We start from the raw sequence: 24,302 nt of genomic DNA on the forward strand, positions 1-24,302 counted from the left end.
CGACTCCTACCAGGCCACACTCGACCTCGCCGAAACCCTCGACTGGCTCCGCGCCGTACCCGACCAAACCCCATGATCCGCCAAGTACGCCCTAGCGCAGTTCCGCGATCCTGGCCCGGGTGTTGGCGGGCGCCTCGGGGTGCCCGCGCTCGACGTCGGCCCGGACGTCGGCCACGGTCCGGCCGGCCAACTCTCACTACCGACTCCTGGACAGGGTGCACCGGGGCGAAGCCACCTGGCAGGACGTCGGCGAGACCCAGGACCGCTACGACAACCACTACGTGGACAGCCCGTTGTGGGCAGGCCGCCGCGGTTGACCACGAGCCGCGTGGGTGGTTCGTCGACCCCGAGGCGGCGACGAGAGGGTGCGGAGATCAGTCGTGGCGACGTTCCCCGCACCCTCCTTCCCGATGGCCAGAGGTCAGCAGCCGATCCGGCTGGACCCGATCGCGACGTCGTCGTACCAGAGGGTGTCGGCCCCGCCGCCGTAGCTCTCCCAGCCCAGCTTGAGGTCGGTGAGCTGCGGCCGCCAGGTGCGGTTGTACCACTGGCCGTCGATGTCGTGCGTCGGTACGCCGTCCGCGGTCAGCCCGGCGATGGCGGTGCCGTCCAGCCAGGTACGGAGCTGACCCGCCGAGCCGTCCACCATGAACTCCAGGCAGGCCCACCGGTTGGTGGGCAGCGGAACGCTCTGCGCCACCCCGGCGGGGCTCTGCTCCGGCAGAGTCGCGTCGTCGGAGGCACGGTTCCACTGCAGGGCGCCGTTCTGGCCGCCGATCCGCAGGTCCTTGTTGCCGTCGGCGGCGTCGGTCATCGCCATCATCGTGGTGTGCTCGGTCGGCTGGGCGGTGGTGTGGCGGACCCAGATCCGGCCGTACCGGACGCTGCCCACGCTGCCGAGATTCTTGGTGGAGCGGATGAAGACGTGGTTGCAGTAGCCGGCCGCGCCGTTGATCCGGACCGCCCGGCTGCCGCTGTGCGTGGTGGTCGTGTCGATGGTGGCCGTGCCGGCGCCGGAACAGTCCGGGCTCACCACGGTCCAGTCGCCGGACGGTGTCGAGCCGGTCTGGTTCTCGAAGCCGTCGCAGAGCACCGCTCCGGCGCACCCGGTCGGCGGCGGCGTGGTGGGCGGGGGCGTCGTCGGCGGTGGGGTGGTCGGCGGGGGCGTCGTCGGCGGTGGGGTTGTGGGCGGCGGTGTCGTCGGCGGCGCACTGGTCGGCGGGGGCGTCGTCGGCGGCGCGCTGGTGGGGGTCGGCCCGACGCCGTTGCACGGTACGCCGTTCAGGCTGAACCCGGTCGGCGCGCCGCCACTGGACCCGAACGTGCCCTGCACACCGAACTCGGTGGCACCGCCGGCCGGGATGCTGCCGTTGTACGACATGTTGCGGGCGGTCACCGTCGAGCCGGACTGGCTGACGGCGGCGTTCCAGCCGTTCGTGACGCGTTCGTCTCCGGCGTACGTCCAGGTGACCGTCCAACTGGAGACGGCGGTGTCGCCGGGTGACACCTTGATGTTGGCGGTGAATCCGCCGGACCACTGGTTGGGCGTGTAGTCGACCCGGCAGCCCTGGGCCGCCGCGGCGGGGCTGGTGAGCAGGGCCGTTCCGGTCGCGGTCACGGCTGCCAGCGCGGCGACGACCGCCAGGGTCGAAGCGCGGCGGGCGCGGAGAATCGTCATGGGAGGTCCTTCTGCCATCGAGCTGAACGGAGGCGGCACGGCGACGCGCGTCCTGGACGGACGCGGCACGGCAGTGCGCCCTGGGTGCGGCGCGGCGGTGCGCCACAACGGCTGGTCGGTGTGTACGACCGCGGTGCCCGGCTCGGGGTGGACCTGTCAGTCGCCGACGGCCCGGTCACCCGGACCCCGGCGGCGCCCACCCTCAATCTATTGATGGAAGACGATCTAATCAAGCGCCACCCGTCCGGGTGGGTGCCGGCCGGCTGACAGTTAACTCGGTGGACCGGCCGACCCCGGCCGTGTCAGCGTTGCCCGGAGACGGATCCGGGCCACCATCGGCCCGGCGCCACGACGGGCACGAACGACCGACGGGAGCACGGCGATGCGAGGACTCGAAATCTTCCCGCCCATCCGGACGCGAGCTTTCGAGGACCCGTCAGCCCATGCAGACCGTCAACCTTGGCATCGTCGCCCACGTCGACGCCGGTAAGACCAGCCTGACCGAACGCCTGCTGCACGCCACCGGCGCCATCGACCGGCTGGGCAGCGTCGATGCGGGCACCACCCAGACCGACACCGGTGAGATCGAACGCCGTCGGGGCATCACCATCCGCAGCGCCGTGGCCGCGTTCGGGCTGGGCGACCGCCAGGTCAACCTGCTCGACACCCCCGGGCACAGCGACTTCGTGGCCGAGGTCGAGCGCGCCCTCGGGGTGCTCGACGCGGCGATCCTGGTGCTGTCGGCCGTCGAGGGGGTGCAGCCGCACAGCCGGCGGATCATGCGGATCCTCCGGTCGCTCCGGCTACCCACGCTGATCTTCGTCAACAAGATCGACCGGGCCGGCGCCCGCCCCGAGGACGTGGTCGGGGACGTGCGCCGGCTGCTCACCCCGGCCGTCGCCCCGCTGGGCACGGTCCGCGCGCCCGGCACCCCCGAGGCCGCCTTCCGCCGTGACGATCCACGGTACGACCACGGCAGCGCCCACCGCCTCGCCGAGACCCTCGCCGAGCACGACGACGAGCTGCTGGCCGACCTGGTGGACGACCTGCCGCCCGACCCGGATCGAATCGACACGGTGCTTCGGGCGCAGGTCGCGGCCGGGCTGGTCCACCCGCTGTTGTTCGGCTCGGCGCTGTCCGGAGCCGGCGTACCGGACCTGCTGGACGCCATCGCGGTTCTGCTCCCGGCGTCGCCTCCCGCGGAGTCCGAGCCGCGGGCCCGGGTCTTCGCCATCGAACGCGACCCCGCCGGGGAACGGGTGGCGTACCTGCGGTCGTACGGCGGGCAACTCCGGGCACGCCAGCGGGTCGTCGCGTACCGCCGGGAGCCGGACGGGCGGACCACCACGACCCGCGCCCGGATCACCCGGCTCGACGTGATCGGCGCGGCCACCCACCACGCCCAGACCGGGGACGATCCGCCGGCCGCGCTGACCGCCGGGCACATCGCCCGGGTGGCCGGCCTGACCGGGGTACGCCTCGGCGACCAGCTCGGCAGCCCGGCCGGCCTCGACGGGCGGTCGCACTTCCCGGCGCCGACCCTGGAGGCGGTGGTCCGACCCCGCGACCCGGCCCGGACGCTGGCGCTGCACGCGGCGTTGCTGGACATCGCGGACACCGACCCGTTCATCCGGACCCGGGTGGCCCCGGACGGCGGCACGAGCGTGCTGCTCTACGGCGAGGTGCAGCGCGAGGTGCTGGCCGCCACGCTGGCCGAGACGTACGGGGTCGAGGCCGAGTTCGGGCCGGGCCGACTCATGCACGTCGAGCGGCCCACCGGCATCGGCACGGCGGTGGAGATCATCGGGCACGGCTTCCTCGGCACTGTCGGGTTCCGGGTCGAGCCCGACTCCGGGGTGCGCTACCGGCTGGAGGTCGAACTCGGCTCGCTGCCGCTGTCGTTCCACAAGGCCATCGAGGAGGCCACCCGGGCCGCTCTCGACCAGGGTCGGCACGGTTGGCCGGTCACCGACATCCGGGTCACCCTCACGCACAGCGGCTACTGGTCGCCGATCACCACGGCCGGGCACTTCCGCGATCTGGCGCCGTACGTCCTCATGCGGGCGCTCGCCGAGGCCGGCACCCGGGTCTTCGAGCCGTGTCGCCGGTTCGAGGCGGAGGTGCCGGCCGACCGGCTCGGCGCGGTCGCGGCGTACCTGGGGCGGCTCGGGGCCCGGATCGACGGCACCGACGAGATCGCGGCCGGCTGGCGGATCGGCGGGGTACTGCCGGCGCGGCTCGAGCCGGAGGCGCAGCGGCGGCTACCGGACCTGTCCAGCGGCGAGGGGCTGTGGTCGTCGACGCCCGGCGGGGACCGCCAGGTGTCCGGTGACCCGCCGTGCCGGCCCCGCACCGACGGCAACCCGTTCGACCGGGTGGAGTATCTGCGCTTCCTCGCCCAGCCACGCAACCGGTCCTGAAGCCGGGCCCTACGGGTGTGCTCCACCCACCTCGCGGGCGCGGCGAGCCGTGCCGAACCGCCGTTGGTAGGCGGCGGGACTGATCGTCCGCGTGCACGCCGCGGGCTTCACTCCCGGAGAGCTCGACTGGCCGGGGACGTGGTCCGACCGCGCCGGCCGCGATCGGACCCCCACCATCCCCGGGCACGAACTGTCCGGGGTCGTGGTCGAGCTCGGCTACGGCACGACCGGCCTCACCGTCGGCCAGCGGGTGTTCGGCCTGACCGACTGGGCCCGTAACGGATCCCTTGCCGAATACTCAGCGGTGGAGGCGCGCAACCTCGCCCCGCTCCCGGCCGGCATCGACCACACCGTGGCCGCGGCGCTGCCCATCTCCGGGCTGACCGCATGGCAGGGACTCTTCGACCACGCCCGCCTCACGACCGGCCAGACCGTCCTCATCCACGGCGCCGCGGGCGGCGTCGGCTCGATCGCCGTCCAACTCGCGCGAGAGGTCGGCGCCCACGTGATCGCGACCGGTCGGGCCGGCGACCGCACTGTCGCGCGCACTCTCGGCGCGCAGACCTTCGTGGACCCGGCCGCCGACGATCTGCGACACGTCGGCGAGGTGGACGTGGTGCTCCATGTCATCGGCGGCGACATCCCCTCGTCGGCGCGGTACGGCCACTTTCCGAAACGGCCGCCGCGTTCGCCCCCGACCGTCGTACACCCGGCAAGACGATCATCCAGCTCGGGGACGAACAGGAGACGCGTTCGCCAGAGTGAGGACGTGTCCCCTGGCACCTAGGATGGGGCGACCGAGCACGCCGACGGTGAGGGGTCCGGCCTGATGCGCTCGACGACGATCCTGCTGGAGCGCCTCCTCGAAGCCGGGATGCACGAGGTCGTCACGGTGCAGCCGGTGGCCGGTGGGCTCGCGGCGCTCGCGGGCATGGTCACCCGCCGGGACGCGCCGCCGGTGTTCGTCAAGGCGTTCGCCGACGAGCCGGACGACGGGGTCTTCCTCGCGGAGGCCGAAGGGCTGGTCGCCCTGCGCGAGCTCGGCGGCGTCGCGACACCCGAGGTGCTCCTGGCCGACCGTCGACTGCTCGTGTTGTCGGTGTTGCGGGAGCGGCCGCACAGCGAGAGCTTCTGGGAACGGCTCGCACACCTCCTGGCCGACATGCACCTGGGCACGACCCATCCTCGCTTCGGATGGCACCACGACAACTGGCTGGGCCGTCGCCGCCAGGTCAACACCTGGCAGGACGACGGCTACGCGTTCTTCGCGGAGCACCGGCTGCTTCGGTGGCTCGGGGAGCCTCGCGTGCGGGCGGCACTCGACGCCGGAGACCGGGCGGCACTGGAACGACTGTGTCACCGGCTGCCCGACCTGCTGCCGGTCCGGCCCGCGTGCCTGACACACGGCGACCTGTGGGTCCAGAACGTGCTGGCCACCCCGGACGGGCAACCCGCGCTGATCGACCCGGCGGTGTCGTACATGTGGGCCGAGGTCGACCTCGCCCACCTGTGGTCGACCTCGCCCCCGCCCGAGGCGCGACGGTTCTTCGAGGTCTACGCGGACCGGACCTCGCTCGACGGCGACTGGCGCGCCCGCATGCCGATCGTCCAGTTGCGACAGCACCTCGCCGTGCTGGCCCAGTTCGACGACGACTGGGGTGCGGCTGACCAGATCCGTGCCGTGCTCGCCCCGTTCCGGCCGCGATCCTGACCCGAGGCCCGACGAACTCCGCCCCACGCGAATCACTCATCCGCCCTCCCGAGCCTCGTCACCCTGCAAGGCACCGGATCGGCTCGCACGGTTACCGGTCGGCGCGACTTTGCTCGGCGAACCCCCGTCGTCGGCGGACGCCCCGGGCTGGCCGCGGGTTTCGCCGGCCGTCGCTTTCGGGTAGCGGATGGTTCATGAACCGTAATCTCGTCAAGGCTTTGCAGGTTGCCTGGGGGCTGCCGGAGTTCCGCAGCGGGTTGCGCCACCTCATCGACCTCGACGAGGTGGCGGTGCTGCTGGCCACGCTGTCCGCCGCGGATCACGATCGTGAGGTGGAGCGCAGCCTGTTGAGCCTGCTGCGGTCCGCCCTGGACACGATCGAGATCCGGGAAGCCGTGTTGCTGCTGCTGGAGCAGGACGAGGTACGCCGGCCACTCGTCGCCGCGGCGCTGGAGCCGCTTGCGGACAAGCCGGGTCAGGTCGCCGCCATCGCCTCCGCGGCCGAGGACCCCGCGGTACGGCGTGAGCTTCGGGCGGTGCTGGACAGCGCCAAGGTGCGCGAGCTGATGTGGCAGGCTGTCGACAACCAGGCGAGCGACAACCGTTTCGGCCTGATCCGCCAGGTGGCGGTGCTGTTCGTCAGGCACCCGAGCGTCCGACGCCTCGCCTGGGCCGCGCGTCGGCACGGCGTGTTGCGCGAACTACGCCGGAAACCCTGATCCGCGTCCACGCGCGATCGTGGTCGCCCCCTCATCGTGGGACGCCGAAGTGGTGGGTCAGCAAGGCGCGCAGCGTAGCGGCGTCCCCAGCGGACCAGGCGACGAAACAGTCGGGGCGTACCAGCATCGCGGTCGCGGTCGTGCCCTCCAGTGGGCCGGTGACCACGTCGACCCGGTCTCGCCACGGCGCGGCGACCCCGGCGTACACGCCCGTGGAGTCCAGGAGAACTGGCCGTCGTAGTAGACGCCGCGCAACGTGCCGCCCGGCGGGTCCGCCGCAGCCGGAGTGGCGCCGAGCGCGCCCGGCAGCACCGCGAGCACCCGTGGCCACGAACGGACGAGGCTCAGCCGACGAGGTCGAGGCCGGTCAGCTCAGCCGACAGCGCCCAGAGTCGGGCTGCCGCGCCGCTGTCGGTGGGGCTGCCGTCGGTGAGCTGGCAGTCCGCGCAGTGGTCGCCACCGTTGGTGTCGAGGTGAGGTGACGTGGCAGCCCAGACCTGGGTCGCCGCGCCCTGCTCGACGGTCTTGAACAGGCCCGGGGCGGGAGTCCCGTCCGCGTCGATCCAGCCGGCGGCGACCATCTCCTCGACGGCGAGGTGTCGTTGCAGGGGGGTGCGGACATAGCCGGGGTTGACCGAGAAGGCGCGGACGCCGTGCGGCCCGCCGAGCAGGTCGAGATGGCGGGCGAACAGGATGTTCGCGAGCTTGGACTGGGCGTAGGCCGCCCACTTGTCGTAGCCGCGCTCGAACTGCACGTCGTCCCACCGGATCCGCCACGACGGGTCGCGCCCGGAGGCGACCGAGACGACCCGAGCAGCGCCGGAGGCGGTGAGCGCGGGCCACAGCAGGTTCGTCAACGCGTAGTGGCCGAGGTGGTTGATCGCGAACTGCGCCTCCCAGCCGGGCCCAACCCGGGTCTGCGGGCAGGCCATGACCCCGGCACCCGCGATCAGGATGTCGAGGGAGCGATGGCGGCGGAGGAACCGTTCGGCGAACGCACGGACGGAGGCGAGGTCGGCGAGGTCGAGGTGACCGATCTCGACGTTGGCCGCGCCGGCGAGCGCCTGCCGCGCTGTTTCCGGCCTGCGGGCTGGAACGACGACCCGAGCCCCGGCTTGCGCGAGCGCGCGGGTCGTGGCGAGACCGAGGCCGGAGTAGCCGCCCGTGACGACGGCGGTCCTACCGCTGAGGTCCATTCCGGCGAGAACGTCTGCGGTCGTGCTGTGGGCGCCGAACATGGTGTGGGTCGTGTCGCTGGTCATGGCGCCGACGCTAGGTGCTAGACCGAGGTCCAGGTCAACGGACTACGGTCGGCACCATGGTGGACATCGGCCTGAGCATCGGACAGGTGGCGCAGCGCACCGGGTTGAGCGTGCACGCCCTGCGGCTCTACGAACGGGAGGGACTGTTCGCCAGCGAGGTGCGGCGTGACAGTGCCGGCCGACGTGTCTACAGCGCCTGGGACGTGGAGTGGGTGGCGAACTGCGTGAAGTTCCGGGCCTCCGGGATGCCACTCGCGACGATCAGCCGCCTCGCCCAGCTCGTTCGGGAGGGCACCGGCAACGAGGCGCAACGGCTCGAACTGTTGCGCGAACACCAGCGCCACATCACCGAGCAGCTCGCGCGTCTGACCGACTGCCTCGATCTCGTCAACGGCAAGGTGTCCAGCTACGAACGACACCTCGCCGACGGCGCTCGCGGCGATCCCTGGCAACAGCAACCCCAGCCCGCCGAGAGGACGGAAGGGTGACGAACCGCGTAGACGCCTGCGGGCCCGTCAGTTCCGACGTGGAGCCGAGGCGTTCGCCGCGAAACTCTGGGACGCGCGGGTCGGCACCACCCGTTACGCGTGCCAAGGTGCGACAGGGCTATTCCGGCTGAGCCGACAACTCCTCGCCGCGTCGGGCGGACCGGACCGGGACGGTGCGGGGTCGGCCGACCCGAAACACCGCGAGCGGTCGGCCGGCGACCCGTTCGGCGAGCCGACCGGCGGTCGCCGGGCAGTCGATGAGCTGGCTGAGCGGGTGGACCGCCAGGCCGTGCCGGGCGAGAGCCAGCCAGGTACGCAGCAGACGTCGACCCGCGCTGACCTGGTCTTCGCCATCGGCGGCGAGGAGGACCAGGACGCTGCCGTCGTAGCGCAACAGGCCGCGGCCGCTGGCGGCCAGCATCGCCGGCAGGCCCAGTCGGCGGGTGACCGGGTACGCGCGCAGCACGGCGGACAGGACGCGCGCTTCGGGCCGGGACAGGCTGAGCGCCCGGTCGGTGAGGCCGTCGAGGTGATATCGAGGATGGCGTGGGCTCAGGCGCAGCCAGTTCCGCAACTCGACGGCGACGGCAGGTGTGCCGAACATCCACCGGTCGGCGACGGCCAGGTCCGCCACGAGATCCCGGGTCGGGACGTGTGCGACACCCGGCTCGAGATCGGCGAGGACGGTGTCGTCGACGTACCCGGGTGCGTATGGACCACGGGCGACCCGGCGCGCCTCGATGTCGGCGATCGTGAACGGAGTCGCGTACCGATGTGTCGCGGGGAGCAGCCGTGGACCGGGCGCCACGGTGACGGTGAGACCGAGTTCGGCGGAGACGACGAGGCAGGTCTCGACGAACGCGCCGATGCCGAGGGCCAGGTCGCGCCCGGTCGGGTCGGAGTCGGGCAGGCGGCAGGCGGGATCGACGGCGATGGTGATCTCGTCGGTGTGGTACTCCGGTCGCCACGGCTGCGTGTTGTGTGCGCTCGGTGCCCGCCGGCAGATCGCCTCGGCGGCCCGTACCTGCTCGACCCAGCTCACACCGCGGTCCCTCGCTCGTAGAAGGTGTACCCGTGCAGTGGCCGTCCACCCGCGCGCCGGTACTGGGCGGCCGAGGCGAGGTTCGTCCGCTCGACGAAGGTGCTGCGCAGCGTCCGGTAGCCGTTGCGGGCGAGGTTGCGGTGCAACTCCCGGGACAGCAGCGTCAGGTACCCGTTGCCCTGCTCGTCGGGCACGGTCCCCTTGATGATGAGGACGGCGTCGCGTCGGTACCGGCCGCGGGTGGCGAGAAGCCGGAGCTGATTGAGTACGCCGAGCCGGCCGCCGACGCGCATGAGGTATTCGGAGATGTCCGGCACGGTGACGACGAACGCGACGGGTCGACCGGCCTTCTCCAACCAGAGCAGCAGCGCCTCGTCGAGCAGGAACGCCAGGCCGTCGGTCTGCTCCGCCAACTGCTCGGCGGAGATGTCGGTGTAGTAGCCCAACTGGGCGAAGCTCTCGTTGAGCATCCGGCGCAGGATCGGCAGTTGGCTGCGCAGGTGCCGCCGGGAGCCGTGCCGGATGACGAGCTGTTCGCTGCCGATCCGGGCGTCGTCGAAGGCGAATCCATGGTCGGCGTCGACGGCCGGCGACGCACCCGTGGCCGTACCGTCGAGGTCGACGAGCCAGGTGTCGGCCTCGAAGCGACGGTGGAAGCCGTGCCGCTCGTACATGTCCGGGTAGTAGGCGGGGTTCCACGCCGAGTCCACGAAGCCACGGTCGGCGAAGCCGGAGGTGATCACCCCTCCGGTCTGGTTGGGCAGCAGGGCCACCGGCCCGAACAGGTGTCGACCGTCGGCCCGGGCCTCGACCGCGTCCATGATGGCGGTGAAGACGTCGTCGTCGTCGACGAACTCGGTGTGCCCGAACAGCTGCCGCGGGCCGACCTTGGCGTCGAAGGGCGTACTGCGGTGCATGCTGGTGCGTCCCACGACCTCGCCGCGCCGGTCGCGGACCACGAACAGCTCGGCGGCGCCGCGGTGGGCCGCGATGACCGATGACACCAGGGGTACGTACCGGTCGGTCGGGTGGAGTCGGAGCGGGAAGTCGACGAAGGCCCGCAGGTCGGCCCGCGACCGCACGGGATCCAGTCTCATCCGCGGTGCACCGGCGGGCCGGACGTCTCCCGGGAGAGCGGGGTGAAGGTCGGTATGTGCGCCATGCCGTCCCCCTCGGCCCGCCAGATGCCGTTGCTGTAGCCCTCGGGCTCGGCGTTGTAGAGGCGGATGTAGCCGCCTGTCGCGTTCTTCGTGCCATGATCTGTCACCCAGCACATGAGGTCACGGTGGTGGCGGCTGCGGGCGAACGTCAGGAGCGCGTCACGGTCGCTGAAGAAGGCGATGGTGCCGAGCGTGAACGGGAACTGGTAATAGACGGTGTGCCACCGGTACCCGTCCATCCGTCTCATCTGCCGGACCATCTTGTACCAGGTCCGGGTGAGCGTAAGGATCGAGCGCAGCCCCCGGTAACGGGTGGCGCCGACGAACATGGCTGTCGCCTGGCCCACCGCGGGCGCGGCGGAGAAGTCGGTGGTCCTCATGCCGGCACGCCCTTCACCAGGTAGACGTTCTTGATTGTGGATGCCGCGCCGGCGAACGGGCCGGTGCCGTACTCGTGGACCTCCACCCGCAGGTCCGCCGCCGACGGATCCTCGGCGAGGGACTCGGCGAAGTCCCGGCTGACCTCGGCCAGGTGGCGCAACACTCCCGCGCGGCAGGTGTCGGTGAGGGTTCGTCGCTGCACCGGGTCGAGCGTCAGGCCCTCGCGGAGTTGCAGGTTGACGACCGGACGGCTCTCCAGGTCGGCCTGCTCGGTCAGCGCGAGGCAGAAGCTCTGCAGCAGGTGTGCCTGGGGATTGCCGGCGTAGAGGCCGTACTCGACGTCCTGTGGGTAGATGTTGGCGCCCATGTAGGAGATCGTGCTGTCCTTGCGGCCGTACAGGAACAGCAGTGGGAGACGCATCCGGTCGACCTGCCACGCGCGGCCCGCGGCGGCCCGCGCCGCGGGGTCGGCGATCGCGGCCAGGACATCCGGGTACGAGATCAGCCGGCCCTCGTCGCCGATGTTGTAGCGGACCCGGGGATTGAGCACCGCCGTCGAGTTGATCGTGCAGAGCACCTCGTGGTCCGCTGTGGTCTCCAGGTAGGTCTCCAGCGGGTTGTACTGGAAGACCATCGGCAGCCGGTGCTCGTCGGCGCCGAGCAGGGCGGTCCGCAGTGCGGCGTCGGTGCGCAGCTGCCGGCGGACCCAGACGCTGAAGTCGCTCTCCCCGGCCATGCCGATGGTGAGGTCGCTGGCCCCGTAGCCGGAGCGCACCTTGACGAAGCGTTCCTCCAGGTAGTCGCGCAGCGCCTCGGTCATCCCCTCACCGCCGACCAGTCCGCTGATGCGGTAGTCGGCCCAGGGGAAGCCGTCGGCGTCGAGCTTGTCGCGGAGGTGCTTGAGGAACGGCGGGTAGGCGGTGACGATGTAGTCGAAGCCGGGGCCGAAGTACGACAGGGTGTCGACGATCTTCCGCAGGTCGGGTCCGGTGTTCTTGACCATCGCGATCTTCGACATGGCGATACCGGTGTTGGTGCCGGTGGCCCAGGCGCCCATCGAGTACGCGTTGATGACAAACCGCCGCTTCGACGGGAACACCATCGTCGCGTAGCCGGCCAGGTTCTTGTGCACCGAGCGCAGCTCGCGGCGGCTGCGGATCCAGTTGAACGGCTGCCCGGACGAGCCCGACGACTCGTCGACCACGCTGCCGGCGATCTCGAGCTCGCCGTGCCAACAACGCTGCGCCTCCGGGTACGCCTGTACGTACGAACGCTTGTCGGTGGGCGGGTACGACGACAGGTCGAACCAGCGGAAGCGCCAGTGGTGGCGGCGGAGGAAGTCGCCGTACGCGGGGACGTCGATCGCGGCGAACTGGCAGGTCATCCAGGCGTGCAGCCGAGCGAAGCGCCCCAGGTAGGGACGGTACTGACGGGCCGTGAGCCGCCACACCGCCGGATGGATCCGGTAGAGGGTGTAGAGCCAGGTCAGGGCGAAGCTCGCGGTCCGCAGGGTCCACCGACGCAGGAATGTCACCACACGGCAACACTATTGGTCGGTCGAGCCGGCCACCTGATGGCGGGTACTCAGCTGTCCTGAGTATCCGAACGAGGCGTGTACCTGCTGACCCCGTCGGCCCAGGTGTCGGAGTAGTGGAAGTCGATGAGCACCCGGAGGCCCTTCGCCCTGGCCGCCCTCGCCTGGCCCAACACCCTGTTCTTGTTGTTGTAGCCGCTGATCGGGTTGTTCCAGACGCGCAGTCGGACGTAGTTGACGCCGACGGACTTCAGGATGTCCAGTGGGTCGCGGGCGACGCCGCCGGCGTCGTAGTACCTGGCGCCCAGGTCCAGGCTGCGCTGCAACGAGGAGACGTCGGCACCCCGCATGCTCAGCGTGTTCGCGGCGGAGGCAGGCGCGGGCGTGCCGCCGAGCGTGGCGCAGACGAGCAGAATGCCGGCCGTGAGGGCCCCGGTCAGGGCCCTGCGGTGGCGCGAATACCTGCTCACGAGACTCCTTCTCGGGCCAGTCAGCCGACGGCGCAGGGGGCGCCGTTCAGCGAGAAGCCGGTCGGCGCCAGGTCGCTGGCGGCCCACCGCCCCTGCAGGCCGAAGCTCGTGGAGCCGCCTGGCGCGAGGACGCGGTTCCAGTCGACGTTACGGGCGGTCACGGTGGCACCGGTCTGGCCGACCGTGGCGTTCCACGCCGAGGTGACCTGCTGGTCTCCCGGGTAGCTGAAGGTGACGATCCAACCGTCGACAGGTGCCGTGCCGGTGTTCTGGAGCGTCACCGTGGCCACGAAGCCGCCCTGCCACTCGGACTGGTTGCGGTAGGTCACCCGGCAGGTCGAGGGCGGCGGTGGCGTCGGGGTGGACGTCGTGGGCACGGTGACCGTGTTGGACGCGATCGACACGTTGCCCACCGCGTCCCGGGCCCGCACGTAGTACAGGTTGCGCAGCGGCGTCGACGGGGGCAGCGACGTCGTGTATGTCGTCCCCGCCACGGTGGCGACAAGTGTCGAGCTGAACCAGCCGTCGAACCGGTAGACGTTGTAGCCGAGCACCCCGACGTTGTCCGTCGACGGCGACCAGGACAGCGCGGCGGTCGAGGCGGTGACCTCGCCGAGGGTCAGATTCTGCGGGGCGCTCGGCGGGGTGGTGTCCGGGCCGGTGTCCGTCACCGGGGTGACCACGGTCAGTGTGTCGGTCGATGGGGAGCGGTGGCCGAGGCTGTCCCGGGCGGTCACCCGGAACGAGTACTGCCGGCCCGGCCCGATGTAGTTGGTGATCGTGGTGGTGGTGACGGCCGCGACGCTGGCGCTGTAGACGACGTCGTCGAACGCCTGGTAGTACGTGATGTCGTAGCCGGTGACGGCGCAGCAGCCGGGTCTGGCGGCCGTCCAGCTGAGGGTGACCGACCCGGTCCGTACCTCGCTGGCGGTCAGGTTCGTGGGCGCACTCGGCGGGAAGGGTGAGGTGTTCGGCGTGCTGGGCGCCGTCGTCGGCGCCGGCGGCGCGGTGCTGGTGGGCTCCGCGGCGGACCGCGCGGCCCCACCGGGCGCCGGGGCGACCCCCGGGTACGCGGCGGGCGCCGCAGTGCCGGCATCGGCCGCTGGTGCGGCGCTCAGAGCGGTTGCGAGCACCGCCGTCGCCAGCACGACGGCGGCCAGCGGGCCCGGCCGCGGACGGCGGATCAGCGAGGACGAACGGACGCCTGTCATACCCCCGACGATGCCGCAACAGATCGATGATCGCCAACGTATCTCACGCCTCGGCCAGCGCGGCACCGCTGCTGCCGTGCGTCACGGACCGAGCGGTTCACCCCACCCGCCGGGACTTCTTACCGAATCATGACGTGCCCGTCGACAGTTGACCGTTGACCGTGCGCCGGCCCGTACCGACTGGAGACAGCCGTTTCCGGCGATGAGGAGATTCCGGATGAACCGCAGAAAGAGCGGGACCCCACTGGCACAGACCCGGCCGGCCAGGCTCGCCCTGGCCGCGCTCGTGCTGGCCGCCAGCGGTGCGCTCACCGCCACCTTCGTCTCCGGTGGCGGCAAGGACACCGCGGATGCCGCCACCAACCTGGACCAGTTCGTGGCGATCGAGAAGGTGCCGCCGAACGTGCAGAACCCGACGCCGGCCGCCGGTGCGTCGACCGGCCGGTTCACCGTCGACTGCGGCACGAACGGCAACGGCAAGTTCAGCCCGGACAATCCGGTGGCCCAGCCCGGCATCCGCAACGGCGCCGAACACGTCCACGACTTCGTCGGCAACCTGGCCATCACCGCGAACTCCTCCAACGCCGATCTGGACGCCTCTGGCACCACCTGCCGCAACGGCGACAAGTCGTCCTACTTCTGGCCGGTGGTGCGCATCGACAAGACCGTCCGCAGCGGCAAACAGATCCAGCAGGCCCTCGCCCAGACCCAGCCGATGGTCGTCTGCCCCTCGGTCGGCAAACGGCTGCGGGCCGTTCCCACCGGGGCCCGCGGCACCGTCGACCGCCTGTTGGCGGAACTGGATCGCCAGCAGGCCGCCGCGAACCAGCGGATGACCGGCACCCGGGGCCGCATCGACGCCGCGTTCAACCGGGAGGTCATCGACGCGCTGCGGGCCCGCCGCGCCGACATGCTCAGGGAGATCAGCACCACGATCACCGCCGCCGGCGGCAACCAGCCCGGCCTGGTCTCGCTTGTCGAGTGTGACGTCAGCTACGACGACATGCACGCCCGGATGCCCGACAGCGCCCACCGGGCGAGCGCCACGGCGGCCCAGGCCGCGAATCCGCGGATTCAGTGCCCCAGCGTGCGGGACAAGCTGCCGGGCGTGCCCGATCGGGCCCTCGCCGAGGTGAACCGCAACCTCGACGACCTCGACCGGCAGATTTCCGAGGCCAACGAACGACTCGTCAGCAGTCGCGGCCAGGGCGGCCCCGCCTTCGTCGACAACGCCATCCTCGGACCGCTGCGCGACAAGCGGGTCGCCGCGCTCGACCGGATCGCCACCGCGATCGGGCGGCAGGCCACCCGCCCGCAGGGTCTCGACGCGCTCGCCGCGTGCAGGCTGGACCAGGCCCCCAGCACCCCGGCGGCACCGAGCAGCGCGCCCAGCACCGCCACCGCGCTCCCCGATCCGCAGGGACCCAACTTCGAACTGCCCGGCAACACCGGCGGCATCGTCCGCCCGGCGCAGGTGCTGATCGAGTACCGCGGCAACCCGGTCAGCAAGGTGGTGCCGATGCCGAAGTTCCTCCGGGCCCTCACCGGCGACGCCAAGCCCACCAGCCGCGGGCCGGCCAACGCCCGTGCCACCTGGACCTGCTCGGGCTTCACCGACCGCCTCTCCGACAAGTACCCGATCTGCCCCGCCGGCAGTCAGGTGCAGCGCGTGCACGACTTCCCCGGCTGCTGGGACGGCAGCAACATCGACAGCGACAACCACCGCAAGCACGTCGCGTTCGCCGACAGGGCCACCGGCGCCTGCCCGCAGGGCTTCCAGGCGATCCCGCAACTGCGGATCACCGTGGGATATGACATCGCCCGTAAGGTGCAGGTCAAAGGCCAGTACGCCCTCGACTCCTTCCCGGAGGAGAACCACAACCCCTTCTCCGACCACAACGACTTCGTCAACGTCAACTCCGCCCAGACCATGCAACGCATCGTCACCTGCATCAACAAGGGCAAGAACTGCTCCTGACGGCCTCCCCAGGAGCAGGACGGCCGACCGGCACACACCGGACCGGCTCCCCCATCTCGGAGGCGAACGCCACGAGGTCCGTTACCGGTTGTTCTCCGGTGACGGGCCTCTCGGCCCCGCACACCCGCACACCCGGCGAGATGCTGCGGGCGGTGCAGGAGCAGCTCGGGCACCAACTGCCCACCGCGTACGTCGACCTGGCCCGTCGGCACAACGGCGGCCTGTTCCTCGGTGACGCCCACCCCGCACCCAGCCGAACCTCGTGGGCCGAGGACCACGTTGGCGTGTACACGCTGGCGGCGGTCGGTCGAACCGCGCGGTTCGGTCTCTGCGGCGAAATCGGCAGCGCGTGCTGGGTAGCGGAATGGGGCTACCCAGACATCGGCGTCTACATCGCCGATTGTCCGTCGGCGGGCCACGACATGACCGCCCCCGACTTCGAGTCGTTCGTGGCGGGTCTGGTCGACGAATCCGGGTACGACGTCGAGGACTGATCGCCGGATCAACGACGGCGCGTCGCTCGCGAGTGTGCTGTGCGGCGCCGATTCACTGGGAGCGATACCAGTCGGGGGCGAAAATCGACTGTCCCGATCGCTACACTCGCCGCAAACGCCGGCACCGCCCGCAGATCTCTGCCTGCGCCCATCCCCGACGAATGGAGACGCCTGTGACCCCCGACAAGGCGGCACCCCCCGGCATCGATCCCCGCATTCCCAGCGTGGCCCGGGTCTATGACTTCTTCCTGGGCGGCAAGGACAACTTCGAGGTCGACCGGGAGGTCGCCCAGCACGCCCTGCGGATCACACCGGACGGGCCGGCGGCCGGCCAGGCGAACCGGGCCTTTCTACGTCGAGTGATTCGCTTCCTCGTCGCCGAGGCGGGCATCGACCAGTTCCTCGACATCGGCTCGGGGCTGCCCACCCAGGGCAACGTGCACGAGGTCGCCACCGAGCAGAACCCGAAGGCTCAGGTGGTGTATGTGGACAATGACCCGATCGTCCTTACCCACGGGCGGGCCCTGCTCGCCGCCGAGGGCACCGCGACGGTGATCCAGGCGGACATTCGGGCACCGCAGGAGATCCTCAACCACCCGGACGTACGTCGGTTCCTCGATTTCGACAGGCCGGTCGGGTTGTTGCTCTTCGCGATCCTGCACCACCTCGGCGACGACGAGGACCCGCGAGCGGTGGCGGCGGCGTTGATCGACGCGCTGCCCTCCGGCAGCTACGTGGCGGTGTCACACTTCCGCGACCCGGGCGAGCGAGACCCCGAGGGTTCCCGCAAGGCCCGCGAGGTCGAGCGGGTCTTCAACGAGTCGCTGGGCACCGGCCGCTGGCGCACCGACGAGGAGATCCTGTCGTTCGTCGACGGGCTGACGGTGCTGGACCCGGGGCTGGTGCCGCTGGCCGAGTGGCGTCCTGAGCCGGGCGCGCCCGCTCCGCACCAGACCGACACCTATCACACCTTCGTCGGGCTCCTCGCCCGCAAACCGTAGGCTCCGTCGCCGGTGCGGTCCGTCGGCGAGAACGCGTCCCGCCGACGGACCGCACCACGTCGATGCGGTGCCGCCGCTGCGCCGGCGGATGACCGCCCAACTCGGCCGGTGACCCCGCCACGACAGGTTGCGGAAGGCGCTCCCCGGTCAGACTGTCGCGCGGGCGGCGGAGTCGATGAAGTCTGCGACCGGGCCGGGCTGCGAGACGGCCACCGCGTGGGAAGCCTCGATCTCGACAGTGGTGGATCCGGCCCGCTTGGCCATGAAGCGTTGCAGGTCCGGCGGGATCCCCCGGTCCTGGGTGCTGATCAGGGTCCAGGAGGGAATCGTCTTCCAGGCGGCTTTGGTCACGCTCTCCGTCTGGGCGTCCGCGGTGGGCGGCCGCTGCGTCACCGCCATCAGCGCGGCGACGTCGGGGTCGACGTCGGCGGCGAACACCTCCGGGAACTTCTCCTGATAGATGTACTGCTCCATGGCCGTGCCACCCCCGTCGACGGCGTACGGCACCATCTTGATGGAGGTGAGGAGCGCGCTTCCCGGAAACTTGGTGGTCAACTCGGCTATGCTCTCGCCGACGTCCGGGCTCACGCTGGCGACGTACACCAGAGCCTTGACGTTGGAGGCACCGTCCGCAGCCTCGGTCATCACCGATCCGCCGTAGGAGTGAGCGGCCATCACGACCGGTCCGGACACGCTGTCCACCACAGACCGCACGTAGGCGGCATCCTTCTGCACTCCGCGCAGCGGATTCGCGACGGCAAGGACCGGATAACCTCGGCGCTTGAGGTGAGCGATCACCCCATTCCAACTCGACGAATCGGCGAATGCGCCATGGACCAGCACGATGGTGGGCATCCCTGCCTCCTGGGCAGACATGTCAGAGGCAGCATTCATCTGGCATTCCTTTCGAGAGGCCCGCTATTGCTGGACGTGTCGGGGCAGACCGGACGACGCGCACGTGTTGACCGGGCTTTTCCCTTGACGGCCGCCCACCTGTCTTCATTCCCGGTCTGGGAGCGGTGCAGCATCCAGTATTCAGAGTGGTCGGACCGCTGTCCGCGAGATCCGGAAAGCCGGCTGTAGGGGACCTCGGCACTCAGCCCTTCACGGAGTTCGGCCGCCATGGGGGCGACCGGGGCAACGGGTCAGCCGATCGCGTCGAGATAGTGCGATACCGCCGAGACGTCACCGGCATCGGAGATCAGCGCGAGATAGCCGTCGGGACGGATGAGCACGAGGGTACGATCGCCCGCGCCGTAGGCGCTGGCAAGATGACCCTCGGTGTCGGCGATGTCGTCGGGGCCGGTCGGTTGCCCGACGACACGAAGAGTCCTGAGGCCAGACGGAGGAGCCGCGACCGCAGGTTCGCCCCGCGTGCCCCCGAAACTCAGCAGCGTGAACTGTCCGCCTCGGGTCAGGTCGAACAGCCGCCGTTCGCCTTCCCTCGTCCGACTGCACGAAGCTGTGCAGCGCGGTGCCGAACTCGACGGTGCCACCGAGCTCCGCCAGCCGCAGCCTCAGCGCTTCCTCGACCCGCCATTCGGGCGTGATCAGGCTCGCCGGATAGGGGATGTTCGGGCGCTCCTTCAACGCTTCGTCGAGTCGGCCATCCCATCTCCAGCTCAAGAAAGGAATCCCTCTCCAACGACAGTAGGGCCCCCAACCGTCCGCCCTGGCCGACACGGCAAACAGCTCGGGCCAGCACACGGTCGCGCGCGGTCACGCCTCGGAGTCGCGGTCGTGGGACGTCTCCCGCCCGATCGGCGACGCGGGAACATCCCGCGGCCGGCCCCGGTTCCACAGCGCGTCGCGCAGCGCGATCAGGGCCAGCACCCCGGCCACCACGCTCAGCCCGGCCATCGGCGCCCAACGGGCCAACGCCGGCGTGACCAGCAGCAGGGCCACCAGGCCGATCAACAGGGAACGGGAATGCCGGCCGAAGATCTCGTACTCCAGCCGCATACGGGCGACGAGAAAGAGCATCGGGCCGCCCACCACGAACAGGAGCCAACCGGGCCGAACCAGCCCGTACGGGTGATCGATCACCAGCTCGTACCCGACCGAGGTGACGAGCACGCTGAGCACGATCAGCAGATGAGTGCGTTCCGACGCCGCGCCCAGCCGACCGGGCATGCCCGCCCGCTCCAACGCATCGGTCAACAACAGGCCGGCGCGGTGAAAGTAGATCCGCCAGAGCAGCGCGCTGGTGACGAACGCGATCCCGAAGGCGGCTGCCCGCCCGGCGGAGTAGTCCGTGCCGCTGAAGACCACGCCGATGATCAGGATGGACTCACCGAGCGCGATGAGAAACACCTGCTGGTAACGATCGGCGAGGTGCGTCCCGGCGATCCGCCAACGGCCGATCTTCGAGGCTCCGAGCCACGGCAACGGCCAGCCCAGTGTCCAGGCGAGGTAGTCGACGGCAAGGGCGACAGCCCACAGCGGCAGGCGGAGTCGGTCCGGCCCCAGCGCGCCGCCCAGCCAGAGCGGTGCGCTCGCCGCCGCCCACACCGAAAGCCGGAACGGCACCAGCCGTCGCGGATGGCCACGCAGCGCGGCGGCGACCACCATTGGCCGCACCACCATCACCGTCAGGTACGCGATCGCGAACGGCAGCGCTCGCTCCTCCATGGCGCGTGGGAGCGCCACCGCCATGACCAGGCCGGCGAACATGGTGCCGACCACGACGGCCTGGATGATCGACCGCTCTGGTTCGTATCGACTGGTGATCCAGGCGGTGTGTGACCAGATCAGCCAGAGCGCCAGGAAGAGCAGCAGCGTACGACCGAACCCGCTGACGAGCGCCCAGCCAGTGTCGTCGTTCAGGCCGGCGAATCGTTCCGAGACCCGGGTGAGAGCCACGACGAAGGCCAGATCGAAGAAGAGCTCCAGGAACGTGGCGCGACCCGAACTCGTGGGAGGGCGCAGCAGGTCAGCGCCGTGCCCCGCCGCCATCGCCCGCCTCCGTCCGCCCCTTGTCGCACCAACGAGTCGGTCGTCAGAGGGTTGCGTCAGGCCCCGACGGCGGCCCGCGTCTAACGGCTCGCTGCGAGAGCGACGATCATCGTCGTTATCGCCGCCACGAGTCCCGCCAGTGCGGTCAGCAGTGCGCTGATCTCCCCGATCCACCCACGTGCACCGCGGGCTGGGGCCTCATCGCCGACGTGCGGGCACTGTCGATCGTCCATGCCTGGCCACTCCCCTTGACGTCTCGCCACCAGATTGCCAAGCGATCTTCGGGCTTCCTCCAGGCCACCCGCGAGGACCTGTGGACAACACGCCTGTTGTCCACAGACACGCAACGCATTCTCAGAGGTCAACGCCTTCCCGGGGCGCGCGCAGTGGTTGCCCTGTGGCAGCGATGGCGACTGTCTTCGCCTTCTCGTCACCCGACGTGTGGGCTCGGCCAAGGTCAACATCCCCGGGGTGGAGTACTAGAGTCGGGGGATGTCCGAGCACCGCCGCCTTCCGCTGTGGGCGGGACGCACGGCCGCGCTGCTGGGCATCGGGCTCGTCGCATTCACCCTGCGCCAGGCGGTTGCCACGATATCGCCGATCCTCGCCGACATCCGGGTGGACATCCCAATATCGAACATCGGCGTCGGGCTGCTCGGCACGTTGCCACCGATCCTGCTGGCGGCATCTGGGTTCGTCGCGCCGCGCGTCGCCCGCGGCTTCGGCCTCGACGGCGGCATCGTGCTCGCGCTGCTGCTCATGACCCTCGGCCATCTCGTGCGCGCGTTCGCCCCGGGCTTCGCGGTGCTGCTCGCCGGCAGCGTCGTCGCGCTCGCCGGTACGGGCATCGGCAACGTGCTGCTGCCGCCGATCGTGCGGCGGCACTTCCCCGACCGGGTAGCACTGCTGACCGCCGTCTACGTCTGCGTCGTGGGCGTGGGCACGGCCGTGCCCGCCGCGGTCGCCGCCCCGGTCTCCGCGCAGATCGGCTGGCGGTTCTCGCTCGGCATCTGGTCGGTGACCTCGATGGTCGCGCTCGTTCCGTGGCTCGTCATCATCGCGCGGGAGCGCCGCCAGCGACTCTCGGATGCCGGCGCCGTCGAGTCCCCGCCTACCGCCCTCGTCTCGCGACTGTGGCGGTCACGCGTGGCCCTGTCGATCACCGTCGTATTCTCGACCAGCACGATCTGTACCTACGCGGCTTTCGCGTGGCTGCCCGAGATCCTCGGCGACATCGCCGGCTCGACGCCGACCGAGGCCGGCGTGCTGCTCGCCGCCACCGGCATCATCAGCGTGCCCGGCGCATTCGTCGCGCCCCTACTCGTCGCGCGGCTGCGCAACGTCGGGTGGCTGATCGCCGCCGGTGTCGTGAGCTTCTTGTCCGGCTACCTCGGCCTGCTGCTCGCGCCCACGACACTCACACTGCTCTGGGTGCTGCTCATCGGCTCAGGGTCGATCCTGTTCCCGGTCTGCCTCGTGCTCATCAACGTTCGCACCCGTTCCCACGGCGGCACCGTCGCGCTGAGCGGCTTCGCCCAGGGGGTCGCGTACGCGCTCGGCGCGCTCGGTCCGCTGCTCGTCGGGCTGCTGCACGACGTGAGCGGCGGGTGGACCCTGCCGCTGCTGTTCCTGCTCGCTGTCACCCTCGTGGCGACCATCCCGGCGATCACGCTTGCGAGGCCCGCGTTCGTCGAGGACGAGCTCGCTCGCTGACGCACCGCTGGGACGATCACCCTGGCGCTCCTCGTCCACGCCGCGAAGCATGATCACGATCCCCGGCTGGAGTACCAGGCGGTCGGTAGGAGCAGCAGAGATTCACGTAACTGATCCGTACCCCATTGGAGGTGTGGAACCCGGGAGCCCGTTGTTCAGGGCTTGGAGAATCAGATCTAGCCCGAACTCGAATTCCTCGTCCAGCGGACGGGGCAGGAGGTGCACGACCGAAGCCGTGGCAGGGTACCGGTCCCCGTCTCCGCCCAGAAAGGTGTCCTCCAGCGTCGAACGGCTGACCGTGGCGTCGTTCTGCATCGCGAATCCCACCACGTAATGGGAGATCATCGCGACCGTGTTCACGGACACCACAGGGGGAAACCCGGCCTGCAACAGGGCCGCCAGCATCCGTTCCCGGACGACCAGGCCGTTCGGGCCGAGCGGAAACTTGTTGGTGAACAGGTGCGCTGAGGCGTTGTGGCTCGACAGGACCCGGTACGAGATTCTGGCGGAGTTGCGGCAGACCTCGTCCCAGATCCGGACACGTCGGATCGTTCCGGGCCGCGCGGGCCGCCCGGTAGGTTGCCCACATGTCACCGATACCGATGCCGCTGCTACCCGAAACCCGGCGCGCGCTTGTCCACCGGCTGGCCACTGGCCAGGTGGCGGGTCGGGCGCCTTCGGTCGTCGCTGCCGTGGTGCGTGATGGCCGTCCTGTGTGGGTGGACGGGCGGGGCACGGTGGACGGCAGGGTGCCGGATGGCGATCTCCAATACCGGATCGGCTCGATCACCAAGACTTTTCTGGCGGTGCTGGTGCTGCGCCTGCGCGACGAGGGGCGGCTCGCGCTTACCGACCCGCTGGCCGAGCACCTGCCGGGCACGGCGGCGGGCCAGGCCACGGTCGGTGCGCTGCTGGCGCACACCGCCGGGCTGATCGCCGAGGCGCCCGGCCCGTGGTGGGAACGAACCCCGGGTACGCTGCGGCCCGACCTGACCGATGTGCTGGGCAGCGAACCGCAGGTACATCCGGCCGGACAGCGCCACCACTACTCCAACCCCGGCTATGCGCTGCTCGGCGCGCTGGTGCAGCGGGTTCGGGGGCAGGCGTGGGGCGAGGTGCTGCGGCGCGAGGTGCTGGAGCCACTCGAGATGACCCGGACCACCCTGCTGCCGGTCGCGCCGCATGCCACGGGCTGGGCGGTGCACCCCTGGGCCGATGTGCTCCTGGCGGAGCCCGCCGTGGACACCGGTCTGATGGCCCCTGCCGGGCAGCTGTGGTCGACAGTTGCGGATCTGGCCCGGTTCGCCGCGTTCCTCATCGACGGCGACGACCGGGTGTTGCATCCGGACACCGTCGCGCAGATGCGCACCCCGGCGAGCCCACCGGAGGCGACGGACCGGGACAGCGGCTACGGGCTCGGCATGCAGCTGCTGCGCCGCGACGGCCGGTTGTTGGCCGGGCACACCGGCTCGATGCCGGGCTTCGTCGCGGCCGTCTGGGTCAGCCCCGATGAGGCTCTGGGCGCGGTCGTGATGGGTAACGTGACAGCCGGCCTGTCCGCCGGTGCACTCGCCGCTGATCTGCTGCAGACGGTCGCCGAGCGGGAGCCGCGGATCCCTGCGCCGTGGCGACCGCTGCCCGCGGTTGACCCACAACTACTGGATCTCGCCGGCCCGTGGTATTGGGGGCCGGCCCCGTATGTGCTGCGCCCGCAGGCTGATGACTTCCTGGAGTTGACCCCACTGTCCGGCGGGCGCGGCACCCGGTTGCGCCCCACCGGCGACGGCGGCTGGGAGGGGCTCAACGGCTACTTCGCCGGCGAACGGCTGCGGGTGCACCGCGACGCGACCGGCGCCGTCAGCCACCTCGATCTTGGCACCTTCGTCTTCACCCGGCAGCCCTACGACCCTACGGCGCCAGTGCCCGGCGGCGTCGACCCGGCCGGTTGGCGGGCCGGCTGACCTCACGGGCGCGCTGATCTCGGCTGTGCGCGGACCATGGCTGGCATCTTCGGACCCGCCGAAGAAGTCGACCCCGGCCAGGAGGCACCGAAGCAGTCGTCACCCAGCACCGGCAGAATCCGAT

21 protein-coding genes and 2 pseudogenes are annotated in these 24,302 nt (G+C 70.7%); 10 read left to right on the top strand and 13 right to left on the bottom strand.

Annotated elements, in window-relative coordinates:
- Nucleotides 1–421: 421 nt before the first annotated feature.
- Nucleotides 422–1,678, bottom strand: coding sequence for a cellulose-binding domain-containing protein (locus tag ACGFIQ_RS00005; RefSeq protein ID WP_393236939.1), 1,257 nt, complete (start codon nucleotides 1,676–1,678; stop codon nucleotides 422–424).
- Between the two features lie 443 nt (nucleotides 1,679–2,121).
- Here ACGFIQ_RS00005 and ACGFIQ_RS00010 point away from each other — a divergent pair, with 443 nt between their 5' ends.
- The 4 genes from ACGFIQ_RS00010 to ACGFIQ_RS00025 all read left to right on the top strand — a co-directional run bounded on the left by ACGFIQ_RS00010 (nucleotide 2,122) and on the right by ACGFIQ_RS00025 (nucleotide 6,528).
- Entirely contained in the window at nucleotides 2,122–4,098 is a 1,977-nt protein-coding gene (locus ACGFIQ_RS00010) for a GTP-binding protein (protein ID WP_393236942.1), read from the top strand.
- A 91-nt stretch (nucleotides 4,099–4,189) separates the two neighbouring features.
- A complete protein-coding gene (locus ACGFIQ_RS00015) occupies nucleotides 4,190–4,885 on the top strand; it encodes an NADP-dependent oxidoreductase (RefSeq protein ID WP_393236945.1) in 696 nt (231 codons plus the stop codon).
- A gap of 42 nt (nucleotides 4,886–4,927) precedes the next feature.
- Nucleotides 4,928–5,809, top strand: coding sequence for a fructosamine kinase family protein (locus ACGFIQ_RS00020; protein WP_393236948.1), 882 nt, complete (start codon nucleotides 4,928–4,930; stop codon nucleotides 5,807–5,809).
- 194 nt (nucleotides 5,810–6,003) lie between these two features.
- Entirely contained in the window at nucleotides 6,004–6,528 is a 525-nt protein-coding gene (locus ACGFIQ_RS00025) for a hypothetical protein (protein ID WP_393236951.1), read from the top strand.
- A 31-nt stretch (nucleotides 6,529–6,559) separates the two neighbouring features.
- On the opposite strand, the gene ACGFIQ_RS00030 is transcribed toward ACGFIQ_RS00025, so the two are convergent.
- Together ACGFIQ_RS00030 and ACGFIQ_RS00035 are read right to left on the bottom strand one after the other, a co-directional pair.
- On the bottom strand, nucleotides 6,560–6,859 hold the full coding sequence (locus ACGFIQ_RS00030) for a hypothetical protein (RefSeq protein ID WP_393236954.1): 300 nt from the start codon (nucleotides 6,857–6,859) through the stop codon (nucleotides 6,560–6,562).
- Between the two features lie 13 nt (nucleotides 6,860–6,872).
- A complete protein-coding gene (locus ACGFIQ_RS00035; protein WP_393236957.1) occupies nucleotides 6,873–7,790 on the bottom strand; it encodes an oxidoreductase in 918 nt (305 codons plus the stop codon).
- A gap of 56 nt (nucleotides 7,791–7,846) precedes the next feature.
- Between ACGFIQ_RS00035 and ACGFIQ_RS00040 the strand changes: the two genes are divergently transcribed.
- On the top strand, nucleotides 7,847–8,278 hold the full coding sequence (locus ACGFIQ_RS00040; protein ID WP_393236960.1) for a MerR family transcriptional regulator: 432 nt from the start codon (nucleotides 7,847–7,849) through the stop codon (nucleotides 8,276–8,278).
- Nucleotides 8,279–8,396: 118 nt separating this feature from the next.
- On the opposite strand, the gene ACGFIQ_RS00045 is transcribed toward ACGFIQ_RS00040, so the two are convergent.
- The 6 genes and pseudogenes from ACGFIQ_RS00045 to ACGFIQ_RS00070 form a co-directional block, all read right to left on the bottom strand.
- A complete protein-coding gene (locus ACGFIQ_RS00045) occupies nucleotides 8,397–9,320 on the bottom strand; it encodes a hypothetical protein (protein WP_393236963.1) in 924 nt (307 codons plus the stop codon).
- Nucleotides 9,317–10,417 (bottom strand): hypothetical protein, encoded by a 1,101-nt coding sequence (locus ACGFIQ_RS00050; protein ID WP_393236966.1) that lies wholly within the window; start codon nucleotides 10,415–10,417, stop codon nucleotides 9,317–9,319. The genes ACGFIQ_RS00045 and ACGFIQ_RS00050 overlap by 4 nt, the downstream gene beginning before the upstream one ends.
- Complete coding sequence (locus ACGFIQ_RS00055; protein ID WP_393236968.1) at nucleotides 10,414–10,860, bottom strand: DUF4188 domain-containing protein; 447 nt, start codon at nucleotides 10,858–10,860, stop codon at nucleotides 10,414–10,416. Before ACGFIQ_RS00055 ends, ACGFIQ_RS00050 begins: the two co-directional genes overlap by 4 nt.
- A complete protein-coding gene (locus tag ACGFIQ_RS00060; protein ID WP_393236971.1) occupies nucleotides 10,857–12,395 on the bottom strand; it encodes a phenylacetate--CoA ligase family protein in 1,539 nt (512 codons plus the stop codon). Before ACGFIQ_RS00060 ends, ACGFIQ_RS00055 begins: the two co-directional genes overlap by 4 nt.
- 74 nt (nucleotides 12,396–12,469) lie before the next feature.
- Nucleotides 12,470–12,835: pseudogene (locus tag ACGFIQ_RS00065) on the bottom strand (glycosyl hydrolase 53 family protein); the annotation flags it as partial.
- 50 nt (nucleotides 12,836–12,885) lie between these two features.
- Nucleotides 12,886–14,076, bottom strand: a complete 1,191-nt coding sequence (locus ACGFIQ_RS00070) for a cellulose binding domain-containing protein (RefSeq protein ID WP_393236974.1) — start codon at nucleotides 14,074–14,076, stop codon at nucleotides 12,886–12,888.
- Nucleotides 14,077–14,293: 217 nt separating this feature from the next.
- Here ACGFIQ_RS00070 and ACGFIQ_RS00075 point away from each other — a divergent pair, with 217 nt between their 5' ends.
- From ACGFIQ_RS00075 to ACGFIQ_RS00085, 3 genes and pseudogenes are all read left to right on the top strand, one after another.
- Nucleotides 14,294–16,054 (top strand): DUF1996 domain-containing protein, encoded by a 1,761-nt coding sequence (locus ACGFIQ_RS00075; RefSeq protein WP_393236977.1) that lies wholly within the window; start codon nucleotides 14,294–14,296, stop codon nucleotides 16,052–16,054.
- 88 nt (nucleotides 16,055–16,142) lie between these two features.
- Nucleotides 16,143–16,548, top strand: a pseudogene (locus ACGFIQ_RS00080) (SMI1/KNR4 family protein).
- Between the two features lie 173 nt (nucleotides 16,549–16,721).
- Entirely contained in the window at nucleotides 16,722–17,549 is an 828-nt protein-coding gene (locus ACGFIQ_RS00085; RefSeq protein ID WP_393236980.1) for an SAM-dependent methyltransferase, read from the top strand.
- A gap of 147 nt (nucleotides 17,550–17,696) precedes the next feature.
- On the opposite strand, the gene ACGFIQ_RS00090 is transcribed toward ACGFIQ_RS00085, so the two are convergent.
- The 3 genes from ACGFIQ_RS00090 to ACGFIQ_RS00100 form a co-directional block, all read right to left on the bottom strand.
- Nucleotides 17,697–18,404 carry an alpha/beta hydrolase gene (locus tag ACGFIQ_RS00090; protein ID WP_393236982.1) on the bottom strand — a complete coding sequence of 236 codons (708 nt, stop codon included), beginning with the start codon at nucleotides 18,402–18,404 and terminating at the stop codon, nucleotides 17,697–17,699.
- Between the two features lie 290 nt (nucleotides 18,405–18,694).
- Complete coding sequence (locus ACGFIQ_RS00095) at nucleotides 18,695–19,045, bottom strand: hypothetical protein (protein WP_393236985.1); 351 nt, start codon at nucleotides 19,043–19,045, stop codon at nucleotides 18,695–18,697.
- 223 nt (nucleotides 19,046–19,268) lie between these two features.
- The gene (locus ACGFIQ_RS00100) at nucleotides 19,269–20,504 is read right to left on the bottom strand and encodes a low temperature requirement protein A (RefSeq protein WP_393236987.1); all 1,236 of its coding nucleotides are present in this window, start codon (nucleotides 20,502–20,504) and stop codon (nucleotides 19,269–19,271) included.
- A 492-nt stretch (nucleotides 20,505–20,996) separates the two neighbouring features.
- On the opposite strand from ACGFIQ_RS00100, the gene ACGFIQ_RS00105 reads away from it, so the two are divergent.
- Nucleotides 20,997–22,217: a CynX/NimT family MFS transporter gene (locus tag ACGFIQ_RS00105; RefSeq protein ID WP_393236990.1), complete on the top strand. Its 1,221-nt coding sequence runs from the start codon at nucleotides 20,997–20,999 to the stop codon at nucleotides 22,215–22,217.
- Between the two features lie 102 nt (nucleotides 22,218–22,319).
- Here ACGFIQ_RS00105 and ACGFIQ_RS00110 read toward each other — a convergent pair whose 3' ends face one another.
- The gene (locus ACGFIQ_RS00110) at nucleotides 22,320–22,811 is read right to left on the bottom strand and encodes a TetR/AcrR family transcriptional regulator C-terminal domain-containing protein (protein ID WP_393236993.1); all 492 of its coding nucleotides are present in this window, start codon (nucleotides 22,809–22,811) and stop codon (nucleotides 22,320–22,322) included.
- Between the two features lie 8 nt (nucleotides 22,812–22,819).
- Here ACGFIQ_RS00110 and ACGFIQ_RS00115 point away from each other — a divergent pair, with 8 nt between their 5' ends.
- On the top strand, nucleotides 22,820–24,178 hold the full coding sequence (locus ACGFIQ_RS00115) for a serine hydrolase domain-containing protein (RefSeq protein ID WP_393240199.1): 1,359 nt from the start codon (nucleotides 22,820–22,822) through the stop codon (nucleotides 24,176–24,178).
- The last annotated feature ends 124 nt before the right edge of the window (nucleotides 24,179–24,302 follow it).

Origin of the sequence: Micromonospora sp. NPDC048898 (assembly GCF_043198035.1) — a bacterium.
Classification (GTDB): domain Bacteria; phylum Actinomycetota; class Actinomycetes; order Mycobacteriales; family Micromonosporaceae; genus Micromonospora.